This is a genomic window from Streptomyces sp. NBC_01549, assembly GCF_026339955.1.
Classification (GTDB): domain Bacteria; phylum Actinomycetota; class Actinomycetes; order Streptomycetales; family Streptomycetaceae; genus Streptomyces.
Genome location: NZ_JAPEPW010000001.1, coordinates 116296 through 136098 on the forward strand (window position 1 = coordinate 116296; position 19803 = coordinate 136098).

The window sequence follows — 19803 nt, forward strand, 5'->3', positions numbered from 1 at the left end:
CGTGATGCGGTTCGAGGTGCTGGGCCCGTTGCGGGTCCGGCGGGCGGAGCGGGACCTCGATCTGGGGTTCCCGCAGCAGCGCGCCCTGCTGGGGCTGCTCATGGTGCGGGCGGGTCGGCCGGTGCAGGTGAGCGAGATCGTCGATGTGCTGTGGGCGGGCCGTCCGCCGGTCAGCGCTCCGAACGTGGTGCGCCGTTATGTCGGTGCGCTGCGGCGGCTGCTCGAACCGGGGCTGCCGCCCCGCGCACCCGGCCGTCGTCTGCCGCGCCGCACCGGTGCCTACCTCCTGGACGCGGAGCCGGACGAGATCGATCTGCTGCGGTTCCGCGAGCTCACCCGGCAGGGCAAGCGGGCCGTCGCCACCGGCCGGCCCGAGGTGGCGGTACGGCAGTTCGTCGGGGCCCTCGGCGAGTGGCGCGGGCCGGCGGCGATGGGGCTCCCCCCGTCGGCCCGGGAGCACGCCCTGTTCCGCGCCGTGGAACACGAACTGGTGCTCACCACACGGATGGCGGCCGACGCGGCTCTGCTGTGCGGCACGGCGAGCCTCGTACTGCCGAGCCTGCGCCGGGCCGTCGAACTGGAGCCCCTGGACGAGCCCCTGCACGCCCGGCTCGTGATGGTGCTGGCGGCCTGCGGACTGCAGGCCGAGGCGCTGACGACGTACGAGGAGATACGGCGCCGACTGGCCGCGGAGTTGCGGGTCGCCCCGGGCGTCGAGCTGAGCGAGGCCCACACCCGGGTCCTCCGGCAGGAGCTGCGGGCGTCCGCGCCCCCGGCGCACCGACCGGTCAGGACACCACTGTCCGAACCGGTGAGGCTCCTCGCCCGGCCGGCCCAGTTGCCGCCCGGCCTGACGGTCTTCGCCGGCCGGGGCGAGGAGCTCGGGAAGCTGACCGCCCTCGCCGGGGCGGCGGCGTCCTCCGGGGCGCCCGGAACGATCCTGGTCAGCGGAATGGCGGGCGTCGGGAAGACCGCGTCGACCGTGCACTGGGCCCACCAGGTCGCGCCTCGGTTCCCGGACGGTCAGCTCTACGTCGAGCTGCGCGGCCACGACCCGGCCGCCAGACCCGCGACGAAAACCGTGGAGGCGCTGCGTGGGTTGGTGGTGGCGCTCGGAGCACCGCCTCGGCAGCTCCCGCACGACACGGCCGCGCTCACGGACCTCTACCGCGAGCTGCTGACGGACCGACGCGTCCTCGTCGTGCTCGACGACGCGGCCGACACCGACCACGTACGCCCGCTGCTGCCCACCGCCCCGGGCTGTCTGGCCGTGGTCACCAGCCGTGACCGGCTGCCCGGTCTGATCGCCTCCGGGGCCCGGCCGCTGTGTCTGAAACTGCCGTCCACCACCGACGCCCACGCCGCGCTGGCCCTGCGCGTCGGCCCCGAGCGGTTGGCCGCCGAACCCGAGGCGACCGAGGAGATCATCGAGCGCTGCGGCCGACTGCCGCTGGCCCTGGCCATCGTGGCCGCGCGCGCCGTCAGCCGCCCCGACTTCCCGCTGGCCGCCCTCGCCGCCGAACTCCGCGCCGCGCACGGGAGCCTCGACGCCTTCGCGGGCGTCGGCGGGACGGCCGACGCCCGCGCCTCGTTCGCCGCCTCCCACCGGTCGCTGGCGTCCGCAGACGCCCGGCTCCTGCGCCTCGTGGCGCCGCACCGCGGCCCCGACATCACCGCGGACACCGCCGCCGGCCTCACCGGTCTGTCGCCCCGCGAGGCCGGGCCGATCCTCGACCGCCTCGCCGACGCCCATCTCGTGTGCGAACACGCTCCGGGCCGCTACACCGTGCACGTCCTGCTACGCGCGTTCGCCACCGAGCTCGCCGAGGCCGCTGAAGCCGCCGTGACGGAGCCCCTGTCACTCCCGCGTCACTCTTTTTGAACTCCGCCCGACCTACTCTCCGAGCGGAGTGGACGACCGGCCCGCGAGGCGTCGCCGCTCCTCTCGACAGTTCGGCAGGGCTCGGAGGCAACGGCGGATGACGTCCAGTTTCAGCACCATGGGGACCGGCCGCGGGGAGACGGGTGAGAGCGGTAGGTGTCGCATGCCCATGGGCCTCGACATCGTCGTCTCGGGCGCGGCACCCACGGAGCTGCCCGGGGCGGGCCGGCCCCAACCGGCCCGGCGGGCACACCGGTTGGTCGCCCGGGACAGCGGCGAGTACCTCTTCGTAGGCATACGAGGTGCGGCGGGCGTAGGAGGGGGGAGCGGCGCGCACAGTCCGCGGCAGCCCGAGGACGTCTTCCTCACGCCGGGAGACATCTGCTTCTACGACGCGCACGAACCCGCGGCGCTCGACTTCCCGGCGTGTTTCCGTACGAAGGTGTTCCTCGTGCCGTACGAGTCGCTCGGGCTCTGCGAGACGGACGTGCGCCGGCTCGCGGGGACGTCGGTTCCCCGTATGTCCCGGCTGGGCAGCCTGCTGTCACCGTTCCTGTCCGAACTCGCGGACACGGCCTCCTCGTCCCGGCCGCCGGTCGGCGAGCTGCTCGCCTGGAACGCCGTGAACGTGCTGGCCACCCTCGCCACCGAGCGGCTGGGCCGGGACGCGACCGGCACGCCCGCCGCCCGGACACCGATGATGGCCCGGATCCTGGAGTTCATCGACCTGCACCTGACCGACGAGGACCTCTCCCCCGAGACGATCGCCGGGGCCCATCACATCTCCGCGCGCTATCTGCACCGGCTCTTCCAGGACGAGGGCACCACGGTCGGCCGGTGGATCCAGCGGCGTCGGCTCGAGGAGTGCCGCCGGGACCTGATGATCCGCGTCCGGGGCGGTCGGACCATCGCGGCGGTGGCCAACCGCTGGGGGTTCATGAGCGCCAGCCACTTCAGCCGGGTCTTCCGCGCCGCGTACGGCATGTCGCCCAGCGAATGGCGGGACACCGTCGGCCGCGGCACGCCCGCCGACCGCCGCTGAGACGGCCGCTCGCGTTCGGTGGTCACTCGGTGGTGGACGGTCCCCAGGCCTCTTTCGTGCGCTGTGAGTTCAACGGCGGTGCGCTGATGGACCATTCACACCCGCACCGTGTCTTTAGCGTGGGTGCGAGGCCGGAACATTGCCCGGCGTACCCAGGAACAACGCTTCAGGAGATTCCCATGTCCGACGCCGTAGAGCCGGTCAAGCCTGTACTGGAACCGGCGGCCGCCGCTTTCGCGGAAGCCACCGCCAATCCGCCGTACCTGTTCGACCTCGCCCCGGCGGAGGGCCGCAAGGCCGTCGACGAGGTGCAGTCCGGCGAGATCGAGATGCCGGACATCGACGAGGAGTGGATCACCGTCCCGGGCGGTCCGACGGGCAGTGTCCGCGCCCGGATCGTAAAGCCCGCCGGTATCGAGGGCACCCTTCCGGTGATCCTCTACATCCACGGCGCGGGCTGGGTGTTCGGCAACGCCCACACCCATGACCGCCTCGTGCGCGAGCTGGCCGTGGGCGCCGAGGCCGCCGTGGTCTTCCCCGAGTACGACCTCTCGCCCGAGGCCCGCTACCCGGTCGCCATCGAGCAGAACTACACCGTCGCGCAGTGGGTCGTGCGGCAGGGTGCGTCCAAGGGGCTGGACGGCACCCGCCTCGCGGTGGCCGGCGACTCCGTCGGCGGCAACATGACCGCCGCGCTGACCCTGATGGCCAAGGAGCGCGGCGATGTCCCGCTGCTCCAGCAGGTGCTGTTCTACCCGGTCACCGACGCGAGCTTCGACACCGGCTCCTACCACCAGTTCGCCACCGGCTACTTCCTGCGCCGCGACGGCATGCAGTGGTTCTGGGACCAGTACACGACCGACGAGGCCGAGCGCGCCCAGATCACCGCCTCCCCGCTGCGCGCCACCACCGAGCAGCTCACCGGCCTGCCTCCGGCCCTGGTCATCACCGGCGAGGCCGACGTCCTGCGCGACGAGGGCGAGGCCTACGCGGGCAAGCTGCGCGAGGCCAAAGTGCCCGTCACCGCCGTGCGCTTCCAGGGCATCATCCACGACTTCGTGATGCTCAACGCCCTGCGCGGCACCCACGCCGCCGAGGCCGCCCTGACGATGGCCACCCGTACGCTGCACACCGCGCTGCACGCGGGCTGACCAGGTCCACAAGACCGACAAGGAGAAACAGTCATGTCCGGGAACACCACTCCCACCGCCCTGCTCGTGCACGGCGCGTTCGCCGACGCCGCCAGCTGGTCCGGCGTCATCGCGGAACTGCAGAACCACGGCATCCCCGTCGTCGCACCGCCGAACCCGCTGCGCTCTCTCGCCTCCGACGCCGCGTACATCGCCTCGGTGGCCGCGCAGATCGACGGCCCCGTCGTGCTGGTCGGTCACTCCTACGGCGGCGCGATCATCACCGTCGCCGGTACCGCGGAGAACGTGGTCGGGCTGGTCTTCGTCGCGGCGTACGTCCTCGAGGAGGGCGAGAGCCTCGGCGAGTTGCAGGGGCGCTTCCCCGACTCGCCGCTGGGCAGCAGCCTGAAGCAGACCACGTATCCCGTCGAGGGCGGCGACCCGGCCGTCGAGGTCACCATCCTCCCCGAGGCATTCCCGTCCGTCTTCGCCGCGGACGTCCCCGCCGACGTCACCAAGGTGCTGGCGGTCGCCCAGCGTCCGCTCGCCGCCGGGGCGTTCACTGAGACGGCGAGCGCCGCCGCGTGGAAGACCAAGCCCTCCTGGGCCCTGGTCGCCGCCGCGGACCAGGCGATCAACCCCGAGGTCGAGCGCTTCGGCGCAAAGCGTGCGGGAGCGACGATCCTGGAGGTCGAGGGCGCCTCGCACGCCGTCGCGGTGTCCCAGCCGCGGGTGGTCGCAGAGCTGATCCGCGACGCGGTCCGCGCGACCGGCTGAGGCACCGGCTGAGCGAACCGACGGCGGCTGTGCGGACGTACTCCCCCGTAGTCACGGGAGCGCACGCGGGAGCGGGAGGCGGATCGTGAACGCCGTGGAGCCGGGGCTGCTGTTCAGTTCGATGGTGCCGCCGTGGGCCCGGACCAGTGAGCGGGCGACCGCGAGGCCCAGCCCACTGCCGCCGCGGTCGCGGCTACGGGCCTTGTCGACGCGGTAGAAACGGTCGAAGACCCGCTCCTGGTCGGCGGGCGGAATCCCGGGCCCGGAGTCGCAGACCCGCACGACCGCCGTGCCGGACGAGCCGACGCGCCCCGGCTGCCCCGCCTGCGTGGCCGACACCTCCAGGCACACCTTCGTGCCCACCGGGGTGTGCATGGCGGCGTTGGTGAGCAGGTTGTCGAGGACCTGTCGGATGCGCAGGGGGTCCAGGCGCAGGCGCACCGGGTCGGGGCCGGCCGTCACGGACAGCGCGTGCTCCCCTCGTCCGGCACGGAAGGCGTCCGCCGCCTCTCGCGCCAGTTCCACCAGGTCCGCGTCCTCCAGCCGCAGCGGTGTCTCCACCTCGGCGGCGTCCAGGCGGGCGAGGAGGAGCAGGTCGTCGAGGAGTACGCCCATCCTGGCGGCCTCGGCGCGCAGCCGGGCCAGGTGCTTCTCGCGTTCCTCGGGCTCGTTGGCGGCGGCGTACTGGAAGAGGTCCGCGTAGCCGCGTACCGACATCAGGGGCGTACGCAGTTCGTGCGAGGCGTCCGCGACGAACCGGCGCAGTCGCTGTTCGGCCTCGGTGCGGACGGCGAGCGCGTCGTCGATGTGCTCCAGCATGGTGTTGAACGCGGTGCGCAGTTCCTCGACCTCGGGTCCGCCACGCCCGCCCCCGGCCCGCACCTCCAGCCGCGCCGAGCCGGTGAGGTTGTGCGAGGTGATGCCGCGGGCGGTGTGCGCCATGTCGCTGAACGGTCTCAGCCCGCGCCGCAGTACGGTCCGGCCGAGCACGACGAGCCCGAGCAGGGCGAGCGCGAAGGTGACGACCTGGACCGTGATCAGCTGCCGCACGGTGGCCTGCATGTCCTGCATGGGCGCCGCGGTGACGAGGACGACGCCCGGGTCGACCTCGCAGGCGCGCAGCTTGTACATGCCCTCGCCCTCGATGTGCGCGGTGCGCAGCAGGTGCGCGTCGCCCCCCGTCCGGCAACGCCTGGGCGGTGGCGGTGAGTTCGGCGGTGTCGGCGGGGACGTCGGCGGGCTTGCGCAGGACCGCCGTACGGCCCTTGACGTCGTACACGGCGGTGAACCAGCCGTAGTACGGCCGCCGCTGGACGGTGCCGTGTGCCTGGGCGTCCTTGGACTGGGTGACCTGGACGAGCTTCATCTGCTCGCCGAGCTGACGTTCCAGGTAGTCCTTCATGTACGTCGTCAGGGCCGTGCCGACGACGGCGAACACGACGAGGGACAGCACGCCGATGCCGAGGGCCAGCCGGGTGCCCAGGCGTGTCCGGCGGTAGACGCCCCGCAGGCGGGCAAGCGCTCCGCCGGCCTGGGGGCCGCTCACTCGGCGACCTGTCGCACCACGTATCCGACGCCCCGCACCGTGTGGATGAGCGACTCGCCGCTGTCGGACTCGCCGCTGCCGTCGAGCTTGCGGCGCAGCCGGCTGACGACGAGTTCCACCACGTTGGAGCGGCCTCCGAAGCCGTACTCCCACACGTGGTCGAGGATCTGGGCCTTCGTGAGGACGGTGGGCGACTTGCGCATGAGGTAGCGCAGGACCTCGTACTCGGTCGGGGTGAGCGTGAGCAGCCGGTCGGCGCGCCGCACCTCCCGGGTGTCCTCGTCCATCGTCAGGTCGGCGACCTGGAGCACGGAGCGCTGGAAGCCGGGGCCCGCGGCGCGCCGCAGCACGGTCCGCAGCCGCGCCATGAGCTCCTCGACCGCGAACGGTTTGACGAGGTAGTCGTCGCCGCCGCGGGTGAGGCCCGCGACCCGGTCCGCGACGCCGTCGCGGGCGGTGAGGAAGACCACGGGCACCATCGTCCCGGACTGCCGCAGCCGGTCGAGGACGGCGAACCCGTCGAGGCCGGGCAGCATCAGGTCGAGCACCACGATGTCGGGGCGGAACTCGGCTGCCCGGCGCAGCGCGTCCTCGCCGGAGTACGCGGTGATCGCCTCCCAGCCCTCGTAGCGGGCGACCGTCGCGACGAGGTCGGCGATGGGAGGGTCGTCGTCCACGACCAGGAGGCGCACTTTTTCCACCTCCTCATAGTGCGTGACGTGGCCGTCGACGCCATAGCAGCCGACGTCTCTGATCCACATCGATAAACACTTGAAAGTTGAGCGACAGGAAAACGACAGCTCCCACCGGGCAGGCTCGGCGCGTCGTGCTGCCATGACAGACAGCGGTCGTCGAACGGCTGGGCCGCCTGACTCGCCAGGACGGACGCGACGTTCCATGCCGAGTGATCCGCCCCGGCACCTTCGGATCCAGCCACGGCCCGGCCGCTCCCGCGGCCGGGCCGTGTTGTTGAAACCAGCCAACTTACTGGCGAGTACGAATCGCGACTATTCGCACCCAAGTGCCGAATCACACCCTTTTGCCCATCATGAATTTTGATTATGAAGAGGGGAACTAATAAAGGTTTCAATTTACAGCGAGGGAAACATTTCGTTTCCGCAAGATCGAAGTGGACCCCATGCTCGACACTACGTCAGCAAGCATTGCCGCAGGCCGAATCAGGGGCGCGGAACGCGCCGACCGACAGTGACCAGCTCCGTCAACTCACCGCAACCAGGCCTCCGTTGTCGGCACGCACAGGGCTCCGAGGCGACTGTGTCAACCATGTTACTTCCGGTAATGACAGCCTCCTTGAGAGTTTGACTTTCACGAGGATGCGCAATAAGCATGAGCGTGCTTCGCATCGGCTGTCGGCTCGTTGTGAAGCGCAAGCGCTCTCCGCTCTCCCCCACCGATGATCACCCTCGTGCGATTTTGGAGCGTTCGCGTGCCTGTGCCGAATTTCGATACTTCCGGCCCGTTTGCCGTAGAGGACATCGTCATCGCCCTGAACCCGTTCGCCGTCCCCTCGGCACGGGTCACCGCGGCCGCCGTACGGGCGGGCGGTCTCGGGGTGCTCGACCTCACCGCGGGTGGGCGCCGGGCGGCGGCGGAACTCGCGCTGGCCGAGGAATGGTCGGCCGCCGGTTTCGGCGTACGGCTCCGCGACAACGATGCCTTTCCCGCGCGGGACCTTCCCACCTGTGTGCACGCCGTCCTGCTGACCACCGACGCCTCCTGCACGCCCGCCGACTTCCCCAGCCACCGCGTACTCGTCGAGGTGACCGACCGCGCACAGGCCTTACGGGCCGCCGCGGCCGGGGCGCACGGACTGGTCGCCCGGGGCCACGAGGCAGGCGGCCCCGTGGGCGAACTGAGCACCTTCGTACTGCTCCAACAGCTCCTCGCCGAAGACGAGTTGGACCTGCCCGTCTGGGCCTGCGGCGGCGCGGGTCCGCACACCGCGGCGGCCGTCGTCGCGGGCGGCGGCGCCGGTGTCGTCCTGGACACCCAGCTCGCCCTGCTCGCCGAGGCCGAGGCCGAACTCCCCGCCGGGACGCCGGCACTGCTCGCCGGGCTCGACGGGTCCGAGACCACCGTGGAGGACGGCCGCCGCGTCCTACGGCGCAGGGGTGCCCCAGAGGGCGCGCCGGCCCCCGAGATCGGTCAGGACGGCTTCCTCGCCGACCGCTTCCAGGAGCGCTGGGGCACCGTCCACGCGGCGGTGCGGGGCGTACGGGACGCCGTCCTCGACTCGTTGAAAAGCGCGGGCCCCGGTCTCGACTCGTCGAAGAGCGCGGGCCCCGGTCTCGGCCGCGACGGAACGGGCACCCGCCCCTTCGGGAGCGAACTGCCCGTCGCCCAGGGGCCGATGACCCGGGTGAGCGACCAGGCCGCGTTCGCCGCCGAGGTCGGCGGCCACGGCGGACTGCCCTTCATCGCGCTCGCGCTCTCCGGCGCCGACCAGACCCGCGCCGTCCTGGAGCGGACCAAGGACGCGCTCGGCGACGCGCCCTGGGGCGTCGGCGTCCTCGGCTTCGCCGCCGAGGAGATCAAGGCCGCCCAGCTGGAGGTCGTACGGGAGATCCGCCCGTCCCACGCGATCATCGCGGGCGGACGTCCCGCGCAGGCCGCCGCGCTGGAGGAGGTGGGCATCTCCACCTTCCTGCACGTGCCGTCGCCGGGGCTGCTGAAGCAGTTCCTGGAGGCGGGCGCGCGCAAGTTCGTCTTCGAGGGCGCCGAGTGCGGCGGCCATGTGGGACCGCGGGGCAGCTTCCCGCTGTGGGAGGCACAGCTCGGCGTGCTCGACGACTTCCTGGCGGGCGCGAAGAACGGCACCGCGGGCGAACTCCGGCTGTTCTTCGCGGGCGGGGTGCACGACGAACGCTCCGCCGCCATGGTCACCGCGCTCACCGCGCCGCTGACCGCCCGGGGTGCCGCCGTGGGCGTGCTGATGGGCACGGCGTATCTGTTCACCGAGGAGGCCGTGAGCGCGGGCGCGGTGCTGCCCCTGTTCCAGCGTCAGGTGATCGACGCCGAGCGCACCGACCTCCTGGAGACCGCGCCCGGACACGCCACCCGCTGTGTGCACAGCCCGTTCACCGACGAGTTCGCCGCCGTCAAGGAGGACCTCGCCGCCCGCGGGACACCCGGCCGCGAGGCCTGGGAGCAGCTGGAGCAGCTCAACGTGGGGCGGCTGCGGCTGGCCAGCAAGGGCATCGAGCGGGTCGACGGCAGGCTGAGCGCGGTCGGCGAGGACAGACAGCTCGCCGAGGGCATGTTCATGGCCGGTGAGGTCGCCGTGCTGCGCTCCGCCGTCACCACCGTCGCCGCTCTGCACGCCTCGGTCACCACCGGCGCGGCCGGCTTCCTGGCGGCGCGCCGGGAGGCCCTCGGCATCGGGGAAGGCGCCGCCGAACCCTCCCCCGAACCGCTGGACATCGCGATCGTCGGCATGGCCTGCATGTTCCCCGGCGCTCCTGACCTCGCCACCTTCTGGGCGAACGTGCTGGCGGGCGAGGACGCCGTCACCGAGGTGCCCGCGACCCGCTGGGACGCCGAGCTGTACCACGATCTGGAGGGCGCCGGGGAGAAGACCCCGTCCCGCTGGGGCGGCTTCCTCCCCGAGATCCCCTTCGAGCCGCTGCGGTACGGCATTCCGCCCGCCTCGCTGCCCGCGATCGAGCCGGTGCAGCTGCTGGCCCTGGAGGCGGCGCGTCGCGCCCTGGAGGACTCCGGCTACGGCAGCCGGTCCTTCGACCGGTCCCGCGCGTCGGTCGTGTTCGGCGCGGAGGCGGGCAGCGACCTCTCCAACGCGATGACCCTGCGCTCCGTCCTGCCCGCCTACCTGGGCAGCCTGCCGCCCGCGTTGGACGAGCAGCTGCCCCACCTCACGGAGGACTCCTTCCCGGGCGTCCTGGCCAACGTCATCGCGGGCCGGATCGCCAACCGCCTCGACCTCGGCGGCGCCAACTACACCGTGGACGCCGCCTGTGCCTCCTCCCTCACCGCCGTCGACGTGGCATGCAAGGAGCTGGTGAGCGGGACCAGCGACCTGGTGCTGTGCGGCGGGGCCGATCTGCACAACGGCATCAACGACTACCTGCTCTTCGCCTCCGCGCACGCCCTCTCGCCCTCGGGCCGCTCCGCTCCCTTCGACAGCGCCGCCGACGGCATCGCGCTCGGCGAGGGCGTCGGCTGTGTGGTCCTCAAGCGGCTCGCGGACGCCGAGCGGGACGGCGACCGGGTGTACTCGGTGATCAAGGGTGTCGGCAGCGCCAGCGACGGCCGGGCGCTCGGCCTGACCGCGCCCCGGCCCGAAGGCCAGTACAACGCGCTGACCCGGGCCTACCGCAACGCGGGCGTCTCGCCCGCCGAGGTGGGGCTCGTCGAGGCGCACGGCACCGGCACCGTCGTCGGCGACCGCACCGAACTCGGCTCCCTCACCCGGGTGTTCGAGGAGGCCGGGGCGCCGCCCGGGGCCTGCGCGCTCGGCTCGGTCAAGTCGCAGATCGGGCACACCAAGTGCGCGGCCGGACTCGCCGGACTGATCAAGACCTCGCTCGCCCTGCACACCGGCGTGAAGCCGCCGACCCTGCACCTCACCCAGCCGAACCCTGCGTGGGACGCGCAGAGCAGCCCCTTCGCCTTCCACACCGAGGCCCGCCCCTGGTCCGCCGCCCCGGCCGAACGGGCCGCCGGGGTCAGCGCCTTCGGCTTCGGCGGCACCAACTTCCACGTCGTCCTGCGGGCCTACGAGGACGGGCCACCGCCGGTCACCTCGGCCCAGCAGTGGCCCGCCGAGCTCTTCACGTTCCGGGGCGCGGACCGGGCGGCGGCGGTACGGGCCGCCACCGAGCTGCTCGCCCTCGTGGAGGCGGAGTCCGGACCGTACGAACCGTGGCGGCTGAGGGACTTCGCGCTCGCCGCGTCCCGGCGGTCCGAGGCCGCCGCCACCCGGGGCGCCCGAAGCGCCCGGACCTGGATCGCCCTCGTCGCCGGGTCGACCGAGGAGCTGACGGCGCTGCTGCGCCGGGCGGTCTCCGGTGAACACGCCCCGAAGGAGGGTCTGTTCACCGCTGACGACAGCGGGACGGGCGACAGCGAGCCGGGCGGCATCGCGCTGCTCTTCCCCGGGCAGGGCAGCCAACGGCCCGGAATGTTCGCCGAACTCTTCGTCGCCTTCCCCGAACTCCAGCGCCACCTGCGACTCGACGAGACGACGGCCCACGTCCTCTTCCCGCCGACCGCCTTCGACGAGGCGGGCCGCAAGGAGCAGCAGGAACGGATCACCGACACGACCGTCGCGCAGCCCGCGCTCGGTCTGACCGGACTCGCCGCGTTCCAGCTCCTGAGCAGGGCCGGCGTGCGCCCGGCGATGGCAGCGGGCCACAGCTACGGAGAACTGGCCGCGCTGGCCGCGGCGGGCGCCCTCACCCCCGACGCCCTGCTGCGCACCAGTCGTGAACGGGCCGCCGCCATCCTGCGCGCCACCGGCGAGGGCGATCCCGGCACCATGGCCGCCGTCTCCGCGGGCGAGCCGGAGGTCGCGGCGGCCCTGACGGCCGCGGGTCTGGCCGGCTCGGTGGTGACGGCAAACCGCAACTCGCCCCGTCAGACGGTCATTTCGGGCCCCACCGAGGACGTTCTCACGGCCGTGGAACGACTGCGCGCCCAGGGGCTCGGCGCACAGCGCATCCCGGTCGCCTGCGCGTTCCACAGCCCGCTGGTCGCGGCGGCCGGCGAGACCTTCGCCGAGGTGCTCGCCGGAGTTCCGTTCACGTCGACCGACTTCCCTGTCTGGTCGAACCGTACGGCCGCCCGATACCCGCAGGACCCCGAAGCGGTCCGGGCCGAACTCGCCGCCCAGATCGGTTCACCCGTCCGCTTCGCCGACCAGATCGAGGCGATGTACGAGGCCGGCGCCCGGGTCTTCGTCGAGGCCGGACCCGGCTCGGTGCTGACCCGGCTGGTGGGCACGGTCCTCGGGGACCGGCCGCACCGCACGGTCGCCCTGGAGGACGGCCGACGTGCCGGGCGCACGGGTCTCGTCGGGTTCCTCGCCGCGCTCGCCCAACTGGCCGTCGCCGGTGTGGACATCAGGACCTCGTGGCTCTTCCAGGGCCGGGACGCGATCCCCGCCGACGCCCGCGCCCCGCGTCCCAGACGCGCCGCCTGGACGGTCGACGGCCATCTGATCCGTAGGGCGGACGGCGCGATCCCCGCCGCCGCACTCCACCCCGCCGAGCGTGTACCGGAGGCCCTCGTGACCCACAGCAGCCCCGTCGGACCGGCGGCGGTCTCCGGATCCGAGGCCCTGATCAGCGAGTTCCTGCGGACGAGCCGGGAGATGATCGCGGCGCAGCGGGATGTGATGCTGGGGTATCTGGGAGCGGATCCGGGGGTACGTCCCACCGCCCCCGCCCCCGCCCCGGTCACGTACGCCGACGCTCCGGTCACGGTGACCGCGCTGCCCGCCGCCGCGCCGGATGCAGTGGCCGTACCGGCAGGTGGGTCGGTGCTGTCGGTCGTTCTCGAGGTGATCGGCGAGCGCACCGGCTACCCCGTCGACATGATCGAACCCGACCTCGACCTCGAAGCCGACCTCAGCGTCGACTCCATCAAACGAGCCGAAATCGCGGGCGAATTGGCAGGTCGGCTCGGGCTGACCGCGACCGGCGACGCCGACGTGGAAGAGCTGACCAAGGCGCGTACCGCCGCCGCGATCACGGCACTGGTCGAGCGGGTGAGCGGAACGGGAACGACCCCGGCTCCCGCCGGTGCGGATGCCGGAGCCTCCGTGAGCGTCGCACCGACCGCCGAGTCCGTCCTCGCGCTCGTCCTCGACGTGATCGGCGAGCGCACCGGCTACCCCGTCGACATGATCGAACCCGACCTCGACCTCGAAGCCGACCTCAGCGTCGACTCCATCAAACGAGCCGAAATCGCGGGCGAATTGGCAGGTCGGCTCGGGCTGACCGCGACGGGCGACGCCGACGTGGAGGAGCTGGCCAAGGCGCGTACCGCCGCGAGCATCGCCGCGCTGGTGGCGGGAGCCCGGGGCGAGGTGGCCGAGCCGGAGAGACCGGAGGCCGGCCCCGCCGGCCCCGAACCCGTCGTCGTGGCACCCCGGCGCCTCGTGATGCGGGAGTTCGACCTCGCCCCCGCCGGCCCGGCGCCCACCAGCGACCTGCTGATCGGCCGCAGTTTCCTGTTGCTCGGCTCCGGACCGGTGGCCGAGGCGCTGACCGCACGCCTCACCGCGCACGGCGCCCACGCGCTGACCGCCGAAGCGCCCCCGGCCGACGGAGAGTTCGACGGGATCGTCCACCTCGTCGCAACGGACGCCCCGCCCGTGCTGCCGGACGTCTTCCCCGCCTATCAGCGGGTGCTGGCGGGCAACCCGCGCTGGGTGCTGGCCGCGGGCGCCTCCGCCGGTCTGCGCGGCTTCTTCCGCTCCCTCGCGCGGGAGTACCCCGACACGGTCGCCCGGGTCGTCGAGCACGCGCCCGGCACCGCGCCCGAGGACATCGCCGCGGAGCTGGTCGCCGAGCTCACCGCGCCCGACCGTGAGCCGGTCGTCCTGCGCTCCCCCGGCACACGGCGCGGACTGCGCATGGCCGAGGAGGGGCTCGGTCTGCTCGGCAGTACGGGTGCGGGCCCGGCCGGGGACGGGGCCGCCGAGGCCGCCGCGCTCGGCCTGGACTCCGATTCGGTCGTCCTGCTGGTGGGCGGCGCCCGGGGGATCACCGCGCGGTTCGCCGCGACCCTGGCCGCCGCGAGCCGCTGCCGGATCGAACTGTTCGGCCGCACCGCCCTCTCCGGGGACGGGGAGGGGGAGGACCCCGCCCTCGCCGCCGCGAGCACCGCCGGTGAACTGCGGACCGCGCTCATCGCGGGCGGGTTGCGCGTCCCCGCCGAGATCGAGCGGGCGATCGGCCGGATCCAGGCCGAACGCGAGGTGCGAGCCACCCTGCGCGGACTCGTCGCGCTCGGCTCCGAGGTGCGCTACCGCACCGTGGACGCGCTGGACGGCGACACCGTGCGCCGGGCCGTGAAGGAGATCCACGCCGAGCACGGCCGACTCGACGGCGTCGTGTACGCGGCCGGTGTGATCGAGGACAAGCTGATCGCGGAGAAGAGCCCCCGGTCGTACGACCGGGTGTTCCGTACGAAGGTCGACGGCGCGCGCGAACTGCTGGACGCGCTGGGTGAGTTGCCGGACGGAGAAGGCCCCCGGTTCGCCGTGCTGTTCGGCAGTGTCGCCGCCGCTCTCGGCAACCGCGGCCAGTCCGACTACGCCGCCGCCAACGACGCCCTGGAGACCCTCGGCTCCCGCTGGGCAGACTCCGGTACCGGCCGCCGAGGGCTGACCGTCCACTGGGGTCCATGGGCACCGACCGGAGACGGCAACCACGGCATGGTCACCCCCGAGCTGATGCGGCACTACGCGGGCCGCGGCATCCAGCTCATCGACCCCGACGAGGGCACCATGAGCCTGCTGCGCGAGCTGGCCTGGGGGCCCGAGGGCGACACCGCCGTGGTCTACACGGCGTCGGGCTGGTGACCGGGATGACCGGCGCCCGCGCCGAACCGGTCGCCATCGTCGGCATGTCGGTGCTCTTCCCGGGCGCCCCCGACCTCGCCACGTACTGGCACAACCTGGTCTCCGGCGTCGACGCCATCACCGAGGTGCCGCCTGGCCGCTGGGACGCCGACGAGTACTACGCGCCCGGCGCCGAGCGCCGCGCCGACCGGGTCTACTGCCGGCGCGGCGGTTTCGTGGACGAACTGGCCGAGGTGGACGTCACCGAGTTCGGGATCATGCCCGCCGCGGTCCCGGCCACCGAGCCCGACCAGCTGATCGCGCTGCGGGTGGCCGCGGGCGCCCTGGCCGACGCGGGCGGCCCGGGCCGGCTGCCCGCCGACCGGCACCGGGTCGGTGTGGTGCTCGGCCGGGGCGGCTATCTCACCCCCGGCCTGGTCCGGCTCAACCAGCGGGTACGGACCGCGAGCCAGCTCGTGCGCACCCTGGGCGAGCTGCTTCCGGACCTCGGCGCCGACCAACTGGAGGCGGTGCGCGAGGCGTTCACCGACCGGCTCGGGCCCGAGGCACCGGAGTCCTCGATCGGTCTTGTGCCCAACCTCGCCGCGTCCCGGCTGGCCGGCCGGCTCGACCTGCGCGGGCCCGCCTACACCGTGGACGCCGCCTGTGCCTCCTCGCTCATCGCCGTCGACCACGCCGTGCGCGAACTCGGCAGCGGGCGCTGTGACGTGATGCTGGCGGGCGGGGTGCACCACTGCCACGACATCACCTTCTGGAGTGTGTTCAGCCAACTCGGCGCGCTCTCCCCGAGCGAGCGCATCCGGCCGTTCGACCGGGGCGCGGACGGGGTGCTGATCGGTGAGGGCACCGGTGTCGTCGTCCTCAAGCGGCTGGCCGACGCCGAGCGGGACGGCGACCGGATCTACGCCGCGATCACCGGCACCGGCGTCGCCTCCGACGGACGTACGACCAGTCTGATGGCGCCCGACTCCGACGGCCAGGTCCGCGCGGTCCGCCAGGCCTGGGAGGCCGCCGGGCTCGACCCGGCCGCCCCCGGGTCGATCGGGCTCCTGGAGGCGCACGGCACCGCCACCCCGGCGGGCGACGGCACCGAACTCATCACGCTCGCCGAGGTGTTCGGGCCGCCGCCGACGGACACGTCCGGGGACGCGCCGGCCGCCGTCATCGGCTCGGTGAAGTCGATGATCGGGCACACCATGCCCGCGGCGGGCGTCGCCGGGCTGATCAAGGCCGCGCTCGCCGTCCACCACGGGGTGCTCCCGCCGACCCTGCACTGCGACGACCCGCACCCGGCGCTCGCCCGCACCCGTTTCACCCCCATCGGCGCCGCCCGCCCCTGGCGGACCGACGACCGGCAGCCGGTGCGCCGGGCCGCCGTCAACGCCTTCGGGTTCGGCGGCATCAACGCCCACGTGGTACTCGAAGAGGTCACGGTCGCGCGGCGGCCGGCCGAGGTGTACGAGCCGGAGCCGGTGCTGCGGCTGACCGCGCCGACACCCGAGGCGATGGCCGCGCTCCTTGACCGCTCCGACTCCGAGATCCTCGCCTCAGGTCTCGACGAACGCGCCCCCGCCGCCGATCCGGTGCGGCTCGCCGTCGTCGGGCCGACGGCCAAGCGGCTGGCGCTGGCCCGCAAGGCGGTCGCCAAGGGGAAGGGGTGGCGGGGCCGGGGCGACGTGTGGTTCGTGCCGCGTCCGCTGCTGGGGCCCGTCGGCGGCCGGCTCGCGTTCGTCTTCCCGGGCCTGGAGGCCGAGTTCGCGCCCAACTCCGGGGACATCGCACGGCACTTCGGGCTGCCCTGGTCGCGCGCCGTCACCGACGCCACCGTGGGTGACGTGGGCCGGCAGGGCACCGGCGTCTTCGAGCTCGGCCGGCTCCTCGACACCGCGCTGCGGCGGCTCGACGTCGTCCCGGACGCGCTCGCCGGACACAGCCTCGGCGAGTGGACCGCGATGGCCGCCGCCGGGATCCACTCCCCGGAGGAGATCGACGCCTTCCTCGCCGGATTCGACCCCGACGCGCTGAGCGTCCCCGGGCTGGCCTTCGCCGCGATCGGCGCCCCCGCCGAGGTGGTACTGACCGAACTGGACGGCCGCGGGGACGTGGTCCTCTCCCACGACAACGCGCCCAACCAGTCGATGATCTGCGGCCCCGAGCCCGCCGTCGCCGCGCTGGTCGAGGTGTTCAGGGCCCGGGCGGTGATCTCGCAGATCCTGCCGTTCCGCTCCGGCTTCCACACCCCGATGCTGGAGCCCTACCTCGGCCCGGTCAGAAAGGCCGCCGAGGCCTACACCCTGCACCCGGCCGCGCTGCCCCTGTGGTCCGCGACGACCGTCGCCCCCTACCCGGACGAACCGGCGGCGATCCGTGAGCTGTTCATCCGCCATCTGTTGGAACCGGTCCGCTTCCGGCCCCTGGTGGAGACGATGTACGCGGCGGGCTTCCGCGCGTTTGTCCAGCTCGGCGCGGGACAGCTCGGCTCGCTCATCGGCGACACCCTGCACGGCCGGGACCACCTCGTGGTCCCCGCCCACTCCCCGCACCGCTCGGGTCTTCCCCAACTCCACCGTGTGGCGAGCGCGTTGTGGGCGGACGGGGCCACGCCGGACCTCGCCCCGCTGCTGGGCAGGGCACGGGCCGCCGCGCCGGCCCGTGCGGGACGCCGTCCGGGCCGGCCGGTCCGGCTGGACCTCGGCGGCGCGAACGTGTCCCTGGACGCGGAAACCCGCGACCGGGTGAGCGCCGCGCTGTCCCGGCCGCAGCACACCGGGCCGCACGATGCGGGCGCCCTGGACCAACAGGGCCCGCTGGGAGCGGAGTTGTCGGCACTGCTGCGGGACGCGACGGCGTTCGCCTCGGACGTGGTGGCGGCGGGGCGACACGGACGCGGGGCCCCGCGCGACGGCCGCGCGCCGGCCCCTCGTACGGCCGCGCCCTCCACACCCGCCACACCCGGGCCCCGCCCCCTCCAGCCCCTCGAAACCGCCCTCCACGTCTCCGTCGACACCATGCCCTACCTCCTGGACCACTGCTTCTTCCGGCAGCCCGCCCAGGCCGACCCCGCCGACCGCTGGCCCGTGGTCCCGGGCACCACCGTGATCGCCCACCTCATGGAGTTCGCCGAACGGGCGGCGCCCGGTCGGCGCGCGGTGGCCGTCCACGACGTACGGCTGCACCAGTGGATCACCGCCACTCCGGCCGTCGACATCCCCGTACGGATCGTCCCCGAGGGCCCGGACCGGGTCACCGCCTCGCTCGGCCCGTACGCCCGGGCCGTCGTCGAACTCGCCCCGGATCAGACCCGGTTCACGCCTCCCGCGCCCTGGACCTTTCCCGCCACGCTGGAGGAGAGGCCCGAGCTGACCGCGGCGGAGCTGTACTCGCGCCGCTGGATGTTCCACGGCCCGCGCTTCCAGGGCCTGAGCGAACTGACCGCGGTCGGCGACCGGCACGTGCGCGGGGTGCTCGTCACCCCGCCCGCGCCGGGCGCCCTGCTGGACAACGTGGGACAGCTCCTCGGCTACTGGATCATGGCCCGGCAGCCGGTGCGGACGACGGTGTTCCCGGTCGGCATGAAGGAGATCCGCTTCCACGGCCCGCACCCCGCGCCCGGCGAGCGCCTGGAGTGCCTGATCCGGATCACCTCCGTCACCGACGCCACGCTCGAAGCGGACATGCAGCTGGTCCGTCGCGGGCGGGTGTGGGCGGAGTTCAGCGGCTGGCAGGACCGCAGGTTCGACAGCAATCCGCGCATCCGCAAGGTGGACCGGGAGCCCGAGCGGTACACGCTGTCCCGGATGCAGCCCGGCGGCTGGGCGCTGGTCCACGAGGAGTGGCCCGATCTGGCCACCCGCGAGCTGATCATGCGCAACATCCTGGCGGGCGAGGAACGCGAACGGTACGCGGCGCACGCCCCGCGCGGCCGGCGGCAGTGGCTGCTCGGCCGGATCGCCGCCAAGGACGCCGTACGCAACGTGCTGTGGGACGCCGGGGCGGGCCCCGTCTACCCGGCCGAGGTCAGGGTCGGCAACGACCCGGCCGGCCGGCCCTTCGTGACCGGCGGCTACGGCAGGACCCTGCCCGCGCTGCACGTCTCCCTCGCCCACCGCGGCGAGACGGCCGTGGCGATGGCCAGGACCGAGGGTCCCTGCGGCATCGACATCGAGGAGGTCACCGACCGGCCCGAGGGCACCCTCGCCGTGGCCCTCACGACCGCCGAACGCGAGCTGCTCACCTCACTCGTCCGCCAGCCGCGAGGAGCCCCCGAGCGGCTCTGGTTCACCCGTTTCTGGGCTGCCAAGGAAGCCGTCGCGAAGGCGCGCGGCACCGGACTGGGCGGCGAGCCGAAGCGGTTCGAGATCACCGCGGCCGACGGCGAGAGGCTGACCGTCCGTGCCGCGGGCGAGGAGTACCGCGTGCGGCACCGCGCGCTGACCACCCCCCGGCCGTCCGCGGGGCCCGCCAAGGAGTACGTCGTGGCCTGGACGGCAGTCAACGATCAGGAGAACGAAGATGACCACTGAACTCGACCGCCCCGCGGGCCAGTCGGACAGAGCACAGACCTCGGCGCCCGACGCGGCGACCGCGCTCGCGGACATCTCGGCCATCCTGCGCACCGTGTTGGAGGAGTACGGGCTCGACGACTGCGAGATCACCCTCGACACGTCCTTCCACGACGACCTGGAGCTGGAGAGCATCGACCTCGTCACCCTCTCCGCCCAGTTGCGCGAGTTCTACGGCGCGCGGGTCAACTTCGCCGCGTTCATAGCCGACCGCGGGCTGGAGGAGATCATCGCGCTCACCGTCGGCGATCTCGTCGGCTACGTCGTGGACTCACTGGCCGTCGCGGAGGTGGCCTGA

At 73.3% G+C, this 19803-nt stretch carries 8 protein-coding genes and 1 pseudogene; 7 read left to right on the forward strand and 2 right to left on the reverse strand.

Annotated elements, in window-relative coordinates:
• The first annotated feature begins 4 nt into the window (after positions 1-4).
• From OG819_RS00550 to OG819_RS00565, 4 genes are all read left to right on the forward strand, one after another.
• Positions 5-1882, forward strand: coding sequence for a BTAD domain-containing putative transcriptional regulator (locus OG819_RS00550; protein ID WP_266652508.1), 1878 nt, complete (start codon positions 5-7; stop codon positions 1880-1882).
• A gap of 163 nt (positions 1883-2045) precedes the next feature.
• A complete protein-coding gene (locus tag OG819_RS00555) occupies positions 2046-2924 on the forward strand; it encodes a helix-turn-helix domain-containing protein (protein ID WP_266630256.1) in 879 nt (292 codons plus the stop codon).
• Between the two features lie 179 nt (positions 2925-3103).
• Positions 3104-4075 (forward strand): alpha/beta hydrolase, encoded by a 972-nt coding sequence (locus OG819_RS00560; RefSeq protein WP_266647419.1) that lies wholly within the window; start codon positions 3104-3106, stop codon positions 4073-4075.
• A gap of 33 nt (positions 4076-4108) precedes the next feature.
• Complete coding sequence (locus OG819_RS00565) at positions 4109-4831, forward strand: alpha/beta fold hydrolase (protein ID WP_266630252.1); 723 nt, start codon at positions 4109-4111, stop codon at positions 4829-4831.
• 51 nt (positions 4832-4882) lie between these two features.
• On the opposite strand, the pseudogene OG819_RS00570 reads toward OG819_RS00565, so the two are convergent.
• Positions 4883-6341: pseudogene (locus OG819_RS00570) on the reverse strand (sensor histidine kinase).
• A gap of 32 nt (positions 6342-6373) precedes the next feature.
• The gene (locus tag OG819_RS00575; RefSeq protein ID WP_266630248.1) at positions 6374-7138 is read right to left on the reverse strand and encodes a response regulator transcription factor; all 765 of its coding nucleotides are present in this window, start codon (positions 7136-7138) and stop codon (positions 6374-6376) included.
• 686 nt (positions 7139-7824) lie between these two features.
• On the opposite strand from OG819_RS00575, the gene OG819_RS00580 reads away from it, so the two are divergent.
• From OG819_RS00580 to OG819_RS00590, 3 genes are read left to right on the forward strand one after another with little or no spacing between them, the layout of a single operon-like run.
• Positions 7825-14943: a type I polyketide synthase gene (locus OG819_RS00580; protein ID WP_266647421.1), complete on the forward strand. Its 7119-nt coding sequence runs from the start codon at positions 7825-7827 to the stop codon at positions 14941-14943.
• Positions 14944-14948: 5 nt separating this feature from the next.
• Positions 14949-19466, forward strand: a complete 4518-nt coding sequence (locus tag OG819_RS00585) for a type I polyketide synthase (protein WP_266647423.1) — start codon at positions 14949-14951, stop codon at positions 19464-19466.
• Positions 19456-19803, forward strand: coding sequence for an acyl carrier protein (locus tag OG819_RS00590; protein WP_266630244.1), 348 nt, complete (start codon positions 19456-19458; stop codon positions 19801-19803). Before OG819_RS00585 ends, OG819_RS00590 begins: the two co-directional genes overlap by 11 nt.

What these genes read in the sequence shown, in the direction of transcription:
- OG819_RS00560 (WP_266647419.1), top strand. Translation starts at nt 3,104, where the DNA reads ATGTCCGACGCCGTAGAGCCGGTCAAGCCTGTACTGGAACCGGCGGCC.
- OG819_RS00585 (WP_266647423.1), top strand. Translation starts at nt 14,949, where the DNA reads ATGACCGGCGCCCGCGCCGAACCGGTCGCCATCGTCGGCATGTCGGTG.
- OG819_RS00590 (WP_266630244.1), top strand. Translation starts at nt 19,456, where the DNA reads ATGACCACTGAACTCGACCGCCCCGCGGGCCAGTCGGACAGAGCACAG.
- OG819_RS00555 (WP_266630256.1), top strand. Translation starts at nt 2,046, where the DNA reads ATGCCCATGGGCCTCGACATCGTCGTCTCGGGCGCGGCACCCACGGAG.
- OG819_RS00565 (WP_266630252.1), top strand. Translation starts at nt 4,109, where the DNA reads ATGTCCGGGAACACCACTCCCACCGCCCTGCTCGTGCACGGCGCGTTC.
- OG819_RS00575 (WP_266630248.1), bottom strand. Translation starts at nt 7,138, where the DNA reads ATGTGGATCAGAGACGTCGGCTGCTATGGCGTCGACGGCCACGTCACG.
- OG819_RS00550 (WP_266652508.1), top strand. Translation starts at nt 5, where the DNA reads ATGCGGTTCGAGGTGCTGGGCCCGTTGCGGGTCCGGCGGGCGGAGCGG.